The sequence below is a fragment of the Streptomyces sp. NRRL F-5122 genome (genome assembly GCF_001507435.1).
In the GTDB taxonomy this organism is placed as follows: Bacteria; Actinomycetota; Actinomycetes; order Streptomycetales; family Streptomycetaceae; genus Streptomyces; species Streptomyces lannensis.
Map to the genome: position 1 here is coordinate 112,719 of NZ_LMWH01000001.1, position 15,329 is coordinate 128,047.

General features: G+C 70.8%; 14 protein-coding genes. 1 reads left to right on the forward strand and 13 read right to left on the reverse strand.

Annotated features, from left to right (window positions below):
- Positions 1 to 25 precede the first annotated feature (25 nt).
- From carB to pyrR, 6 genes are all read right to left on the reverse strand, one after another.
- Entirely contained in the window at positions 26 to 3,334 is a 3,309-nt protein-coding gene (gene carB, locus ADL25_RS00475; RefSeq protein ID WP_059125538.1) for a carbamoyl-phosphate synthase large subunit, read from the reverse strand.
- Complete coding sequence (gene carA / locus ADL25_RS00480; RefSeq protein ID WP_059125539.1) at positions 3,327 to 4,469, reverse strand: glutamine-hydrolyzing carbamoyl-phosphate synthase small subunit; 1,143 nt, start codon at positions 4,467 to 4,469, stop codon at positions 3,327 to 3,329. Before carA ends, carB begins: the two co-directional genes overlap by 8 nt.
- Positions 4,466 to 5,026 carry a hypothetical protein gene (locus tag ADL25_RS00485; RefSeq protein ID WP_059125540.1) on the reverse strand — a complete coding sequence of 187 codons (561 nt, stop codon included), beginning with the start codon at positions 5,024 to 5,026 and terminating at the stop codon, positions 4,466 to 4,468. The genes carA and ADL25_RS00485 overlap by 4 nt, the downstream gene beginning before the upstream one ends.
- Positions 5,023 to 6,309, reverse strand: a complete 1,287-nt coding sequence (locus ADL25_RS00490) for a dihydroorotase (protein ID WP_059125541.1) — start codon at positions 6,307 to 6,309, stop codon at positions 5,023 to 5,025. The genes ADL25_RS00485 and ADL25_RS00490 overlap by 4 nt, the downstream gene beginning before the upstream one ends.
- Before the next feature lie 5 nt (positions 6,310 to 6,314).
- Positions 6,315 to 7,346, reverse strand: a complete 1,032-nt coding sequence (locus tag ADL25_RS00495) for an aspartate carbamoyltransferase catalytic subunit (protein ID WP_059125542.1) — start codon at positions 7,344 to 7,346, stop codon at positions 6,315 to 6,317.
- Positions 7,347 to 7,434: 88 nt separating this feature from the next.
- On the reverse strand, positions 7,435 to 8,007 hold the full coding sequence (pyrR, locus tag ADL25_RS00500) for a bifunctional pyr operon transcriptional regulator/uracil phosphoribosyltransferase PyrR (RefSeq protein ID WP_059125543.1): 573 nt from the start codon (positions 8,005 to 8,007) through the stop codon (positions 7,435 to 7,437).
- 266 nt (positions 8,008 to 8,273) lie between these two features.
- Here pyrR and bldD point away from each other — a divergent pair, with 266 nt between their 5' ends.
- On the forward strand, positions 8,274 to 8,774 hold the full coding sequence (gene bldD / locus ADL25_RS00505) for a transcriptional regulator BldD (RefSeq protein WP_055492879.1): 501 nt from the start codon (positions 8,274 to 8,276) through the stop codon (positions 8,772 to 8,774).
- A gap of 156 nt (positions 8,775 to 8,930) precedes the next feature.
- Here bldD and nusB read toward each other — a convergent pair whose 3' ends face one another.
- The 7 genes from nusB to aroC all read right to left on the reverse strand — a co-directional run bounded on the left by nusB (position 8,931) and on the right by aroC (position 15,235).
- Positions 8,931 to 9,362: a transcription antitermination factor NusB gene (nusB, locus tag ADL25_RS00510; RefSeq protein ID WP_059125544.1), complete on the reverse strand. Its 432-nt coding sequence runs from the start codon at positions 9,360 to 9,362 to the stop codon at positions 8,931 to 8,933.
- A 2-nt stretch (positions 9,363 to 9,364) separates the two neighbouring features.
- Positions 9,365 to 9,931 (reverse strand): elongation factor P, encoded by a 567-nt coding sequence (efp, locus tag ADL25_RS00515; protein WP_059125545.1) that lies wholly within the window; start codon positions 9,929 to 9,931, stop codon positions 9,365 to 9,367.
- Between the two features lie 45 nt (positions 9,932 to 9,976).
- Positions 9,977 to 11,083, reverse strand: a complete 1,107-nt coding sequence (locus ADL25_RS00520; protein WP_059125546.1) for an aminopeptidase P family protein — start codon at positions 11,081 to 11,083, stop codon at positions 9,977 to 9,979.
- Positions 11,084 to 11,319: 236 nt separating this feature from the next.
- Entirely contained in the window at positions 11,320 to 12,192 is an 873-nt protein-coding gene (locus ADL25_RS00525; protein WP_079050099.1) for a Pro-rich N-terminal domain-containing protein, read from the reverse strand.
- A 258-nt stretch (positions 12,193 to 12,450) separates the two neighbouring features.
- A complete protein-coding gene (gene aroB, locus ADL25_RS00530) occupies positions 12,451 to 13,542 on the reverse strand; it encodes a 3-dehydroquinate synthase (protein WP_059125548.1) in 1,092 nt (363 codons plus the stop codon).
- The gene (locus ADL25_RS00535) at positions 13,539 to 14,054 is read right to left on the reverse strand and encodes a shikimate kinase (protein ID WP_107116470.1); all 516 of its coding nucleotides are present in this window, start codon (positions 14,052 to 14,054) and stop codon (positions 13,539 to 13,541) included. The genes aroB and ADL25_RS00535 overlap by 4 nt, the downstream gene beginning before the upstream one ends.
- The gene (gene aroC / locus ADL25_RS00540) at positions 14,051 to 15,235 is read right to left on the reverse strand and encodes a chorismate synthase (RefSeq protein WP_059125549.1); all 1,185 of its coding nucleotides are present in this window, start codon (positions 15,233 to 15,235) and stop codon (positions 14,051 to 14,053) included. Before aroC ends, ADL25_RS00535 begins: the two co-directional genes overlap by 4 nt.
- Positions 15,236 to 15,329: the final 94 nt, after the last annotated feature.

The following is a 15,329-nucleotide window of genomic DNA, read 5'->3' on the forward strand; positions in this document are numbered from 1 at the left end:
CGTTTCCGGTGTCCCCCTCGGGCTGCTAGTCGCGGGCCGCGGTCAGGTGCCGCGCGTGTTCCTGGAGTGAACTGACACCCACGTCGCCGTGGTTGAGGGCGTCGATGCCCTGGACCGCGGCGGCGAGCGCCTGGACCGTGGTCAGGCAGGGCACGGAGCGGGCGACGGCGGCCGTGCGGATGTCGTAGCCGTCGAGGCGGCCGCCGGTGCCGTACGGGGTGTTGACGATGAGGTCGACCTCGCCGTCGTGGATGAGCTGGACGATGGTCCGCTCGCCGTTCGGCCCGGTGCCCTCGGACTGCTTGCGCACGATCGTGGCGTGGATGCCGTTGCGCTTGAGCACCTCGGCCGTGCCGGAGGTGGCGAGCAGCTCGAAGCCGTGGGCGACCAGCTCACGCGCCGGGAAGATCATCGACCGCTTGTCGCGGTTGGCGACCGAGATGAACGCGCGGCCCTTGGTGGGCAGCGGGCCGTACGCCCCCGCCTGCGACTTGGCGTAGGCCGTGCCGAAGACGGAGTCGATGCCCATGACCTCGCCGGTGGAGCGCATCTCCGGACCGAGGATCGTGTCCACCCCGCGCCCGTGGATGTCGCGGAACCGCGACCACGGCATGACCGCCTCCTTCACGGAGATCGGCGCGTCGAGCGGCAGTTCGCCGCCGTCGCCGTGCGCGGGCAGCAGCCCTTCGGAGCGCAGCTCCGCGACGGTCGCACCCAGGGAGATCCGGGCGGCGGCCTTCGCCAGCGGCACCGCGGTCGCCTTCGAGGTGAAGGGCACGGTCCGGGAGGCACGCGGGTTGGCCTCCAGGACGTAGAGGATGTCGCCCGCCATCGCGAACTGGATGTTGATCAGTCCGCGGACGCCCACGCCCCGGGCGATGGCCTCCGTGGAGGTGCGCAGCCGCTTGATGTCGAAGCCGCCGAGCGTGATCGGCGGCAGGGCGCACGCCGAGTCGCCGGAGTGGATGCCCGCCTCCTCGATGTGCTCCATCACGCCGCCGAGGTAGAGCTCCTCGCCGTCGTAGAGGGCGTCCACGTCGATCTCGATCGCGTCGTCGAGGAAACGGTCGACCAGCACCGGACGGGAGGGGCTGATCTCGGTGGACTCGGCGATGTAAGAGGCGAGGCGGGACTCGTCGTAGACGATCTCCATGCCGCGTCCGCCGAGCACATAGGACGGCCGGACCAGGACCGGGTAGCCGATCTCGTCCGCGATGGCCTTGGCCTCGTCGAAGGTGGTGGCGGTGCCGTGTTTGGGGGCCGGCAGCCCGGCCTCGGCCAGAACGCGTCCGAACGCGCCGCGGTCCTCGGCCGCGTGGATCGCCTCCGGAGAGGTGCCCACGATCGGTACGCCGTTGTCCTTCAGGGCCTGTGCGAGCCCCAGCGGGGTCTGTCCGCCCAACTGGACGACCACACCCGCGACCGGACCGGCCTGGCGCTCCGCGTGGACGATCTCCAGCACGTCCTCGAGCGTCAGCGGCTCGAAGTACAGGCGGTCGGAGGTGTCGTAGTCGGTCGAGACCGTCTCCGGGTTGCAGTTGACCATCACGGTCTCGTACCCGGCGTCGCTCAGCGCGAAGGAGGCGTGCACGCACGAGTAGTCGAACTCGATGCCCTGCCCGATCCGGTTGGGGCCGGAGCCCAGGATGATCACCGCCGGCTTCTCGCGCGGAGCGACCTCGCTCTCCTCGTCGTAGGAGGAGTAGAAGTACGGCGTCCGCGCCGCGAACTCGGCGGCGCAGGTGTCGACCGTCTTGTAGACCGGGCGCACACCCAGCGCGTGCCGCACCTCGCGCACGACGTCCTCGCGCAGACCGCGGATCTCGGCGATCTGCTGGTCGGAGAAACCGTGCCGCTTGGCCTCGGCGAGCAGCTCGGGGGTCAGCTCGGGCGCCTCCGCGAGCTCGTCCGCGATCTCCTTGATCAGGAAGAGCTGATCGACGAACCACGGGTCGATCTTCGTAGCGTCGAAGACCTCCTCCTGGGTGGCACCGGCGCGGATGGCCTCCATGACCGTGTTGATCCGGCCGTCGGTGGGGCGGCCCGCCGCCTCGAGCAGTTCGGCCTTGTCGCCCGTACCGCCCACGAAGGTGAACTGGCTGCCCTTCCGCTCCAGCGAGCGCAGCGCCTTCTGGAACGCCTCGGTGAAGTTGCGGCCGATCGCCATGGCCTCGCCGACCGACTTCATGGTCGTGGTCAGCGTGCTGTCGGCGGAGGGGAACTTCTCGAAGGCGAACCGGGGCGCCTTGACCACTACGTAGTCGAGGGTCGGCTCGAAGGAGGCCGGGGTCTCCTGCGTGATGTCGTTCGGGATCTCGTCGAGCGTGTAGCCGACGGCGAGCTTGGCCGCGATCTTGGCGATCGGGAAGCCGGTCGCCTTGGAGGCCAAGGCCGACGAACGCGACACCCGGGGGTTCATCTCGATGACGATCACCCGGCCGTCCTCGGGGTTCACCGCGAACTGGATGTTGCAGCCGCCGGTGTCCACGCCGACCTCGCGGATCACCGCGATGCCGATGTCGCGCAGGATCTGGTACTCGCGGTCGGTCAGGGTCATCGCCGGGGCGACGGTGATCGAGTCACCGGTGTGCACGCCCATCGGGTCGAAGTTCTCGATGGAGCAGACGACCACGACGTTGTCGTGCTTGTCGCGCATCAGCTCCAGCTCGTACTCCTTCCAGCCGAGGATGGACTCCTCCAGGAGCACCTCGGTGGTCGGCGACAGGGTGAGGCCCTGCCCGGCGATGCGGCGCAGTTCCTCCTCGTCGTGCGCGAAGCCGGAGCCGGCGCCGCCCATGGTGAAGGAGGGCCGGACGACCACCGGATAGCCGCCGAGCTGCTCGACGCCGGCCAGGACCTCGTCCATGGAGTGGCAGATCACGGACCGGGCGGACTCGCCGTGCCCGATCTTCCTGCGGACCTCCTCCACGACCTCCTTGAACTGGTCGCGGTCCTCGCCCTTGTGGATCGCCGCGACATTGGCGCCGATCAGCTCGACGCCGTACTTCTCCAGAACGCCGTTCTCGTCCAGCTTGATGGCCGTGTTCAGCGCCGTCTGACCGCCCAGGGTGGGCAGCAGCGCGTCGGGGCGCTCCTTGGCAATGATCTTCTCGACGAACTCGGGGGTGATCGGCTCCACATAGGTGGCGTCGGCGATCTCCGGGTCGGTCATGATCGTCGCCGGGTTGGAGTTGACGAGGACGACCCGCAGGCCCTCGGACCTGAGGACGCGGCACGCCTGGGTGCCGGAGTAGTCGAACTCGGCGGCCTGCCCGATGACGATCGGGCCGGAGCCGATGACCAGGACGGACTGGATATCGGTGCGCTTAGGCACGCTGGCCCTCCATCAGGGAAACGAAGCGGTCGAACAGGTAGGCGGCGTCGTGGGGGCCCGCTGCCGCTTCGGGGTGGTACTGGACGCTGAAGGCCGGCCGGTCGAGCAGTTGGAGGCCCTCGACCACGTTGTCGTTGAGGCAGACGTGGGAGACCTCGGCGCGGCCGTAGGGAGTGTCGGACACCTGGTCGAGCGGGGCGTCGACGGCGAAGCCGTGGTTGTGCGCGGTGACCTCGACCTTGCCGGTCGTACGGTCCTGCACCGGCTGGTTGATGCCGCGGTGGCCGTACTTCAGCTTGTACGTGCCGAACCCGAGCGCCCGGCCCAGGATCTGGTTGCCGAAGCAGATGCCGAACAGGGGCGTTCCGCGCTCCAGTACCGCCTGCATGACGGCGACCGGACGGTCGGCGGTGGCCGGGTCGCCCGGGCCGTTGGAGAAGAACACGCCGTCCGGGTTCACGGCGTACACGTCCTCGACGGTGGCCGTCGCGGGCAGCACGTGCACCTCGATGCCGCGCTCGGCCATGCGGCTGGGGGTCATGCCCTTGATGCCGAGGTCCACCGCGGCGACGGTGAACTTCTTCTCGCCGATCGCGGGCACCACGTAGGGCTCGGTGGTGGCGACCTCCGCGGCGAGGTCCGCGCCCTTCATCTCCGGGGCCTGACGCACCTCGGCGAGCATCGTGCCTTCGTCGGGCAGCGCGTTGCCGGAGAAGATGCCGACGCGCATGGCGCCGCGCTCGCGCAGGTGGCGGGTCAGCGCCCGGGTGTCGATGCCGCAGATGCCGACGACGCCCTGGTGGCGCAGCTCCTCGTCCAGCGAGCGCTTGGCGCGCCAGTTGGAGGGCACGCGCGCGGGGTCGCGCACGACGTAGCCCGCGACCCAGATCCGCTTGGACTCGGGGTCCTCGTCGTTGACGCCGGTGTTGCCGACGTGGGGGGCGGTCATCACGACGACCTGGCGGTGGTACGACGGGTCGGTGAGGGTCTCCTGGTAACCGGTCATGCCGGTGGAGAACACGGCTTCGCCGAAGGTCACCCCCACGGCCCCGTAGGCGCGGCCGCGGAACATCCGGCCGTCCTCCAGGACGAGTACGGCGGGAACCTTGGAGGCTTCCCTGGTGGAGGTCGTCATCGTGCGCCTTCCGTCTTGTTGATCATCTGGTTCAGGGTCTCGACCCAGTCGTTGTGCTCGGCCGCGTGGTCGGAGCGGAACCCGGAGTCGATCAGCCTGTCGCCGAGCTCCCAGGTCACCACCAGCAGTCCGCCCTCGGTGAGCACCTTGCCCGCGATTCCCTTGTCGAGGCGGGCACCGCGCAGCCGGTCGGCGGGGACGAAGAAGTCGCTCGCCCCGGGGCGGACCACGTCCAGACCCGCGTCGGTCAGCGTGAGCTCGACCCGGCTGCGGGTGCCGAGGCCGTGGGCCACGATGCGGTCCAGCCACTGCCCCGCGGTGGTGGAGCCGTGGTAACGGCCGCTCATGCCCAGTCTCGCCGGACCCGGCTCCGCGGGCGCGGTGAACGGCTCGGGCAGGCCGCCCTGGAGGGTGCCGCGCCACTTCCAGCCTTCGCGCATCAGCCAGTAGACGAGCGCGATGAACAGGGCGAGCCCCACCAGCCAGCCGATGCGCGCGGCCCAGTCGGTCACTTCCGCCGATTGCTTCTCTGCGGCGAGCAGGATTTCAGGTGTCACGCGAGCTTCCCGTCGACGAGCGTGGCCTTGCCCCGCAGCCATGTGTGCGTGACACGGCCCGGCAGCTCACGGCCCTCGTACGGGGTGTTGCGGCTGCGCGAGGCGAAGCCCGCGGGGTTCACGGGCCCACGGTATGCCGTGTCCACGAGCGTGAGGTTCGCGGGTTCACCCGCCGCGAGGGGGCGGCCGTGGCCGGTCGCCCGGCCGATCCTCGCGGGCTTGAAGGACATCCGGTCGGCGACGCCCGCCCAGTCGAGCAGGCCGGTGTCGACCATCGTCTCCTGGACGACGGACAGCGCGGTCTCCAGGCCGACCATGCCCATGGCGGCCGCGGCCCACTCGCAGTCCTTGTCCTCGTGCGGGTGCGGGGCGTGGTCGGTGGCGACGATGTCGATCGTGCCGTCGGCGAGCGCCTCGCGCAGGGCCGTGACGTCGCGCTCGGTGCGCAGCGGCGGGTTGACCTTGTAGACCGGGTTGTAGCTGCGCACCAGCTCATCGGTGAGGAGGAGGTGGTGCGGGGTGACCTCCGCCGTGACGTCGATGCCGCGGGACTTGGCCCAGCGGACGATCTCGACGGATCCGGCGGTCGACAGATGGCAGATGTGCACCCGGGAGCCGACATGCTCGGCGAGCAGGACGTCCCGCGCGATGATCGATTCCTCGGCGACCGCCGGCCAGCCGCCGAGACCCAGTTCGGCGGAGACGACGCCCTCGTTCATCTGGGCGCCCTCGGTCAGCCGCGGCTCCTGGGCGTGCTGGGCGACCACACCGCCGAACGCCTTCACGTACTCCAGGGCGCGGCGCATGATGACGGCGTCGTCGACGCACTTGCCGTCGTCGGAGAAGACGGTGACACCGGCCGCCGACTCGTGCATGGCCCCCAGTTCGGCGAGCTTCTGGCCCTCCAGCCCGACCGTGACGGCACCGACGGGCTGCACGTCGCAGTAGCCGTGCTCCCTGCCGAGCCGCCAGACCTGCTCGACGACGCCCGCGGTGTCGGCCACCGGGAAGGTGTTGGCCATGGCGAACACCGCCGTGTAGCCCCCGCTCGCGGCGGCCCGCGTACCGGTGAGGACGGTCTCGGAGTCCTCGCGGCCGGGCTCGCGCAGATGGGTGTGCAGGTCGACGAGGCCCGGGAGCAGCACCTTGCCTTCGGCATCCACCACCTCGGCGCCCTCGGCGCTCAGGCCGGTGCCCACGCCGGCGATCGTCTCGCCCTCGATCAGCACGTCCTGCGGCTCGCCGCCGAGCACTTTCGCACCACGGATCAGGATCTTGCTCATCTGTCTTACTTCTCCTCGTCCGTGGAAACGGTGTGCGCGGGGCGCCGGTCGGAAGGCTGCTGGGAGACGGACGGGCGCGCCTGGCCGACGGCGGGCTCGTTCCCTCCCAGCAGCAGGTAGAGGACGGCCATGCGGATGGAGACGCCGTTGGCCACCTGTTCGATGGCGGTGCAGCGGTCGGAGTCCGCGACCTCGGCGGTGATCTCCATACCGCGGACCATCGGGCCGGGGTGCATCACTATGGCGTCCGCGGGCATCTTGGCCATGCGGTCGGCGTCGAGGCCGTAGCGCCGCGCGTACTCCCGCTCGGTCGGGAAGAAGGCGGCGTTCATGCGCTCGCGCTGGACCCGCAGCATCATCACCGCGTCGGCCTTGGGCAGCGTGCTGTCGAGGTCGTACGACACCTCGCAGGGCCAGGACCCGATGCCGACCGGCAGCAGGGTCGGCGGGGCGACCAGCGTGACCTCGGCGCCCAGGGTGTGCAGCAGGTCGACGTTGGAGCGGGCGACCCGGCTGTGAAGCACGTCGCCGACGATCGTGATGCGCTTGCCGGCCAGGTCGCGGCCGAGCCCCACGTCCCGGCCGACGAGACGGCGGCGCATGGTGAAGGCGTCGAGCAGGGCCTGGGTCGGGTGCTGGTGGGTGCCGTCGCCGGCGTTGATCACGGCGGCGTCGATCCAGCCGGAGTTGGCCAGGGTGTACGGGGCCCCGGAGGCGCCGTGCCGGATGACGACGGCGTCGACGCCCATGGCCTCCAGGGTCTGGGCGGTGTCCTTCAGGGACTCGCCCTTGGACACGCTTGACCCCTTGGCGGAGAAGTTGATCACGTCCGCGGACAGCCGCTTCTCGGCGGCCTCGAAGGAGATCCGGGTGCGGGTGGAGTCCTCGAAGAAGAGGTTGACCACGGTGCGGCCGCGCAGGGTCGGCAGCTTCTTGATCGGCCGGTCCGCGACCCGGGCCATCTCCTCGGCGGTGTCGAGGATCAGGACGGCGTCGTCGCGGGTGAGGTCGGCGGCCGAGATGAGATGACGCTGCATCTTTCAGGCTCCGTAAAAAAGTTCATTCGGGAGATTTTGGGCAGGCGGGCGCGCGCCGGAGCGCACTCGCGGGACGTACGCCGGAGTGCTAGCGCTGCGCGCCCGGGACGGTCTGCTTCACACCGAGCAGCACGGTGTCGCGACCGTCCTCCTCGGCGAGCTGGACCTTGACCGTCTCCCGCAGCGACGTGGGGAGGTTCTTGCCGACATAGTCGGCGCGGATCGGGAGTTCGCGGTGTCCGCGGTCGACGAGGACCGCGAGCTGGACCGCGCGCGGGCGCCCGATGTCGTTCAGTGCGTCGAGGGCGGCGCGGATGGTGCGGCCGGAGAAGAGCACGTCGTCCACGAGGACGACGAGGCGGCCGTCGACGCCGTCACCGGGGATCTCGGTGCGGGCCAGCGCCCTCGGCGGCTGCATGCGCAGGTCGTCGCGGTACATGGTGATGTCGAGGGAGCCGACCGGGATCCTGCGGCCGGTCACCTGCTCCAGCTTGTCGGCGAGCCGCCGGGCGAGGAAGACGCCCCGGGTCGGGATGCCGAGGAGCACCACGTCGTCGGCGCCCTTGGCGCGCTCGACGATCTCGTGGGCGATGCGGGTCAACACCCGCGCGATGTCGGGGCCTTCGAGAACGGGCCGGGCATCGGAATGCTGTGTGTCCATACGAAACGGACCTCCTTCTCCGCCTCACGGGACGGACCTTAAAGGACGTCGGAATTGCGCCATACACGTTACCAGCCTTCCGAAGGGGCGCCGATCACCCCCCTGGGTTCACGCGTCACCCGTTCGGCGGCATCGCAGACCGCCTACCACGGAAGGGTCGGTCCGGACCATTCGGCTTGACGGGGCAGAGTCACGCTGCGTAACCTCACAGTGAGTCACCAGCCGCGCGGCCGAGCCGCACGTCGACACCGTGTCCGGGGAGCTATATGTCCAGCGAATACGCCAAACAGCTCGGGGCCAAGCTCCGGGCGATCCGCACCCAGCAGGGCCTTTCCCTCCACGGTGTGGAGGAGAAGTCCCAGGGACGCTGGAAGGCGGTCGTGGTCGGTTCGTACGAGCGCGGAGACCGCGCCGTCACCGTGCAGCGCCTCGCCGAGCTGGCGGATTTCTACGGGGTCCCGGTGCAGGAGCTGCTGCCTGGCACCACCCCCGGTGGTGCCGCCGAGCCGCCGCCGAAGCTTGTCCTCGATCTTGAGCGGCTGGCCAATGTGCCGGCCGAGAAGGCGGGCCCGCTTCAGCGCTACGCCGCGACGATCCAGTCGCAGCGCGGAGACTACAACGGCAAGGTGCTGTCGATCCGCCAGGACGACCTGCGCACGCTCGCTGTCATCTACGACCAGTCGCCCTCGGTCCTGACCGAGCAGCTGATCAGCTGGGGCGTACTGGACGCGGACGCGCGCCGCGCCGTCTCCCACGAAGAGAGCTGACCTCTCCACCCTTCAGCAGAAACGTGCCGCCGGGTCGGCCGGAACCGCTTGGCTCCGGACGGGCCGGCGGCTTTTCGACGGTGTCGCGGCGCTCTCCACCAACGCCGGAGGGGCCCGCAGCACCTGTGCTGCGGGCCCCTCCGGCGTTCGTGTACGTCAGCCCTCGCGGCGCAGGGACGGCTTGAGGTCCTTGAGCCGACCGAGCAGCCCATTGACGAACGAGGGCGACTCGTCCGTCGAGAACTCCTTGGCGAGCTGCACCATCTCGTCCAGCACCACGGCGTCGGGGGTCTCGTCGACCCAGATCAGCTCGTAGGCGCCGAGACGCAGGATGTTGCGGTCGACGACCGGCATCCGGTCGAGCGTCCAGCCGACCGCGTACTGCGCGATGAGCTCGTCGATGCGCCTTGCGTGCTCCGCGTAGCCCTCGACCAGCTGCATCGTGTACTCGCTCACCGGCGGCTGCCGGGTGTCGCCGCGCGAGTGCCGGATCCAGTCCGCGAGGACCGTGAGGACGTCGGCCCCGCGCTGGTCCCCCTCGAAGAGGATCTGGAAGGCGCGCTTACGGGCCGTATTACGGGCAGCCACGGTTAGCTGTTCACCCGGCCGAGGTAGTCGCTCGAGCGGGTGTCGACCTTGATCTTCTCACCGGTGGTGATGAAGAGCGGGACCTGGATCTGGTGACCGGTCTCCAGCGTGGCCGGCTTGGTGCCACCGGTGGAGCGGTCGCCCTGGACGCCCGGCTCGGTCTCGGCGACGGTCAGCTCGACGGCGGCCGGCAGCTCCACGAAGAGCACCTCGCCCTCGTGCTGCGCCACAACGGCCGTGAAGCCCTCGATCAGGAAGTTCGCCGTGTCGCCGACGGCCTTCGGGTCGATGTGCAGCTGGTCGTAGGTCTCCATGTCCATGAAGACGAAGTATTCGCCGTCCTTGTACGAGAACTGCATGTCGCGCTTGTCGACAGTGGCCGTCTCGACCTTGACACCGGCGTTGAAGGTCTTGTCGACCACCTTGCCGGAGAGCACGTTCTTGAGCTTGGTGCGCACGAATGCCGGGCCCTTGCCGGGCTTGACGTGCTGGAACTCGACGACGGACCAGAGCTGGCCGCCTTCGAGCTTGAGCACCATGCCGTTCTTGAGGTCGTTCGTGGAAGCCACGGTTGCGGAATCTCCTGGACTGACGTACGACCCCGGGGGCGCGCGCTAGAGCGCGAGCAGCTCCTTGGTCGTGATGGTGAGTAGCTCGGGTCCGCCGTCCGCCTCGGGGCGTACGACGAGCGTGTCATCGATCCGGACACCACCCCGGCCCGGGAGGTGGACCCCCGGTTCGACGGTGACCGGCACGCAAGCGTCCAGTTTACCCATGGCCGCGGGAGCCAACTGCGGGTCCTCGTCGATTTCGAGCCCCACGCCGTGCCCCGTCAGCGCCGGGACGCCGCTCCCGTACCCGGCGGAGTCCAGTACCTGGCGCGCCGCGCGGTCCACGTCCCGGTAGGCGGCTCCGGGCGTCAACGCCTGCCGTCCGGCTCGCTGGGCTGCGAACACAAGATCATACAGCTCGATCTGCCAGTCGGCCGGAGAGGTGCCGATGACGAACGTACGGCCGATCTCGCAGCGGTAGCCGCGGTACGTGGCCCCGAGGCACACGGAGAGGAAGTCACCCTCCTCCACGCGCCGGTCGGTGGGGCGGTGACTGCGGCGGCCGGAGTTCGGACCGGTGGCGACGGAGGTGGTGAAGGCAGGTCCGTCGGCACCGTGGTCGACGAGGCGCCGTTCCAGTTCCAGGGCGAGGTGGCGCTCGGTGCGGCCCACCAGGATCGACTCCAGGAGCTCGCTCAGAGCCTGGTCGACGATCTCCGCTCCGATCCGCAGAAGGGCGATCTCCTCCTCGTCCTTCACCACACGCAGCTGCTCGACGGCGCCGCCGAGGTCGCCGAGCCGCAGCCTCGGGGCGACGGAGTTCATGGCCCGGTACCGGCCGACGGTCAGATGGTTCTCCTCGACCGCCAGGGACTCGGCGCCCTGCGCGGACGCGAGGTCGGCCGCGGCCACGGCCGTGTCGCCTGCGGGTACCGGCAGCACCTGCACCCGCACCGCCTCGTCCGGCCGTCCGTCGGCGTAGTGGTCGTCCAGCGGTCCGGTGCACACCAGCACGTCCTGGTCCATGCCCAGCAGCAGGACCGCACCCTCGGGCGCGGCGCCCGAGAGGTAGCGGACGTTGGCAGGGCGGGAGATCAGCGCGGTCGCGCTGCCACCCGCGCTGCAGCATTCTCTCAGCCGCTCGCGGCGGGCCGCGTACACCTCTGACATGACCCGAGCCTACGAGCGTCTGCCGGATGTCGCCGGTCCAGAGGTCCGGACGGGCGGCGGGCGCCGTCCGATGGCATTCCGGGCGTGTCGGCTCACCGCGCAAAGGCGGTCGAAAACCCTTGAGAACCCTGCCGTGGTGCGTCGGGGAGCGGCGGCCCCTTCCTGCCGCACGCCGGGCGGCCGACCTGGCCGAAGGCCGCCGGCGACGCCGCCCGCGACTCGCCCTCCGTGTCACCTCACCACGTCGGTGGGCTCGCGATCGAGCGCACCAGCACTTCGTCCAGAACCCGGGCCGTGCCCGGCACGTCGAGCTGGGAGTTGTCGATGATCGGCAGCCCCGAGCCGTACCAGCCGGCCATCCGCCCGTGGATGCGGGCGACCTCCTCGTCCGTGAGGCGGCGGTTGCCGGTGCGCTCCGCGTTGCGCTCCAGGACCACCTCCAGGCCGGGCAGCAGCACGACCGGCAGCAGACCGGGTCCCACGTGCCGCTTCCAGCCGCCGAGACCGACGACGGGGCGATCGGGAAAGACGGCGTCGTCGAGGATGCACGAGATGCCGTTGGCCAGGAAGTTGCGGGCCGCGAAGCCGCAGGTACGGCGGGCGAGACGATACTGCGCCTCCGAGTTGTCGTTCCACCCCGACTGCGGGTCGGCGAAGCCCGAGCGCACCCATTCGCGCACGTCGTCGAGGCTGATGTGGGCCGTGGGGACGCGGCGGTGGTCGGCCCAGTACTTCGCCACACTCGTCTTGCCCGCGCCCGCCGGGCCGATCAGCAGCACGGCGAGTGTGGTGGACGAGGGATCGGGCGCCCCGCTGGCCGGCGGGGCGCTCGGTATGCCGACCGGGCCACCGGGCGGAAGCTGGACGTGGCCCGTCGTGTCGGGAGCCGGAGGAACCGGCGGCTGCGGAGGCGGGACATGGGCGGACGGTGCTCCCGGCGGCATGGGCGCTCCCGCGAAGCCCGGCGCCGATGCGGGCGGGGGCTGCGGAGCGGGTACCGGGTGGCCGCCCGGCTGTCCCGGGTGGTGTGCGTCCGGTGACCAGTCGGTCCCCGAACCCTGCCCCGGCTGGTGGGGCGGCGGCAGCGGAGCTCCCACTGCGTGCTGCATCCGGTGCCACTCCGTCTCGTCGTCTTCGGGGCTCGGCTCGCCTCCGGCTCGCTCGCCGCTGTGGCGATCGCCGCCGGCAGCGGGGCTTGACACCCCGCTCCCTACCGAACGGTACCGTCCCCGGCCGCCGTTGTGTGAACGGCCGGGGAGCGCCCGAAGTGCCCGTCGCCGCGGGCAAATCGGGTCAACCGCGCCGAGGGGAACGAGTCGCCCGCCGGACCGACCGGGGGCGCAACTGCCCCCTGCGGGCAGGCGCCGCTACTGCCCCACTTCGCCGAAGGCGGCGAGCAGGACGGCCGGGTCCGGGCCCTCCAGCACCGTGGGCTTGGCCAGGCCGTCGAGGACGATGAAGCGCAGCAGGTCGCCGCGGGACTTCTTGTCGAGCTTCATCGTCTCAAGAAGCTTGGGCCACTGGTCGTAGCGGTAGTGCAACGGCAGTCCGACGGCCTCGAGGACCGCACGGTGGCGGTCGGCGGTCGCGTCGTCCAACCGGCCCGCGAGTCTGCCGAGTTCGGCGGCGAAGTGCATGCCCACGGCGACGGCCGCGCCATGGCGCCACTTGTACCGCTCGTTCTTCTCGATCGCATGGCCGAGCGTGTGACCGTAGTTGAGGATCTCGCGCAGACCCGACTCCCTCAGGTCCGACGAGACCACCTCGGCCTTGACCTTGATCGAGCGCTCGATCAGCTCCGCGGTGTGCGGGCCTGCCGGGGTACGGGCGGCCTCGGAGTCCGCCTCGATCAGCTCCAGGATCACCGGGTCGGCGATGAAGCCGGCCTTGATGACCTCGGCGAGGCCGGACACGTAGTCGTTGACCGGGAGGGAGTCCAGCGCGGCCAGGTCGCACAGCACGCCCGCGGGCGGGTGGAAGGCGCCCACCAGGTTCTTGCCCTCGGCGGTGTTGATGCCGGTCTTGCCGCCGACCGCCGCGTCGACCATGGCCAGCACCGTGGTCGGGACGGCGATCCAGCGCACCCCGCGCAGCCAGGTCGCGGCGACGAACCCGGCCAGGTCGGTGGTCGCGCCGCCGCCCACGCCGACGATGACGTCGGTGCGGGTGAAGCCCGACTGGCCGAGCGCCTTCCAGCAGTAGGCGGCGACCTCGACGGTCTTCGCCTCCTCGGCGTTCGGGATCTGGATGGCGATCGCCTCGAAGCCCTGCTCGGCGAGGTCGGCGCGCAGCGCCTCACCCGTCTCGGTCAGCGCCTCGGGGTGGATCACCGCGATCCGCTTGGCCCGGTCGCCGATCAGGCCGGCCAGTTCACCGAGGAGCTGACGGCCGACCAGCACCTCGTACGGCTCCGTGCCCGCGGTGCCACCGACCTGGATCCGCGTCACTGCCTCGCTCATGCTTCCTTCAACTCCAGTGCGTCCAGGGCGGCTTGACCGACCTCTTCGGGGCTGCGGCCATCGGTGGCCACCACGGCCGTCGCGACCTCCTCGTAGAGGTGGCGGCGGGCCTCCATCAGTTCGCGCCACTGACGGCGCGGGTTGACCGCGAGCAGCGGGCGGGCCACGTTCAGGCCGGTCCGCTTGACCGCCTCCTCGACGTCCATCGACAGATAGACGACCCGGTGCCCGCCCAGCAGGGCACGCGTCTCCTCGTCGAGGATCGCGCCGCCCCCGAGGGCGAGGATCCCGTCGTGCTCGGCCAGCGCCGTGTGCACCGACCGCTTCTCCAGGGCGCGGAAGGCCGACTCCCCCTCGTCCACGAAGATGTCGGCGATCGAGCGGCCCTGCTCGGCGACGATGTCCTCGTCCGTGTCCCGGAAACCCACACCGAGCCGCTCCGCGAGGAGTTGCCCCACCGTGGACTTGCCCACGCCCATGGGGCCGACCAGGACCACCAGCGGCGCGCTCACCGGATCGCCAGGCTCTCGAGGTAGGACCGCACGTTGCGGTGGGTCTCGGCCACGCTGTCGCCGCCGAACTTCTCCGCCACGGCGTCCGCCAGGACGAGCGCCACCATCGCCTCCGCGACGATGCCGGCCGCCGGGACCGCGCACACGTCGGAGCGCTGGTGGTGCGCCTGCGCCTGCTCACCCGTGGCCACGTCCACGGTCCTCAGCGCGCGCGGGACGGTCGCGATCGGCTTCATCGCGGCCCTTACCCGCAGCAGCTCGCCCGTGGACAGGCCGCCCTCGGTGCCGCCGGAGCGACCCGTGGCGCGCCTGATGCCCTCCGGGCCCGTGACGATCTCGTCGTGCGCCTTCGAGCCCGGCACCCGGGCCAGTTCGAAGCCGTCCCCGACCTCGACGCCCTTGATCGCCTGGATGCCCATCAGCGCCGCGGCCAGCCGCGAGTCCAGCCGCCGGTCCCAGTGCACGTGCGAGCCCAGTCCGACCGGCACCCCGTAGGCCAGGACCTCCACCACACCACCGAGGGTGTCGCCGTCCTTGTGCGCCTGGTCGATCTCCGCGACCATCGCCTTCGACGCGTCCGCGTCCAGGCAGCGCACCGGGTCGGCGTCCAGGCGCTCCACGTCCTCGGGGGTCGGGTGGACGCCGTAGGGCGCCTTCGCCGAGGCCAGCTCGACGACGTGCGAGACGATCTCGATGCCCGCGGTCTCCTTCAGGTACGACCGGGCCACCGCGCCCAGCGCCACCCGGGCCGCGGTCTCCCGGGCCGACGCGCGCTCGAGGATCGGCCGCGCCTCGTCGAACCCGTACTTCTGCATACCGGCCAGGTCGGCGTGTCCGGGGCGCGGCCGGGTCAGCGGAGCGTTGCGGGCGAGGCCGGCCAGCACCTCCGGGTCCACCGGATCGGCCGCCATCACCTGCTCCCACTTGGGCCACTCGGTGTTGCCGACCATGACCGCCACCGGGGAGCCCAGGGTGAGGCCGTGCCGCACCCCACCCAGGAAGGTGACCTCGTCCCGCTCGAACTTCATCCGGGCACCGCGCCCATAGCCGAGCCGCCGTCGTGCCAGGTGGTCCGCCACCACCTCCGTGGTGATCGGCACGCCGGCGGGAAGACCCTCCAGCGTCGCGACAAGTGCGGGACCGTGGGACTCCCCCGCGGTCAACCAGCGCAACCTGCTCAACGGTGCTCCTCAGTGCTCGCGCTCTGGTACTGCCCTGCGTACGCACGTCCTCGCGTACGGCGACGGCACGACCGAGTGCGCGGCTACGGCCGGC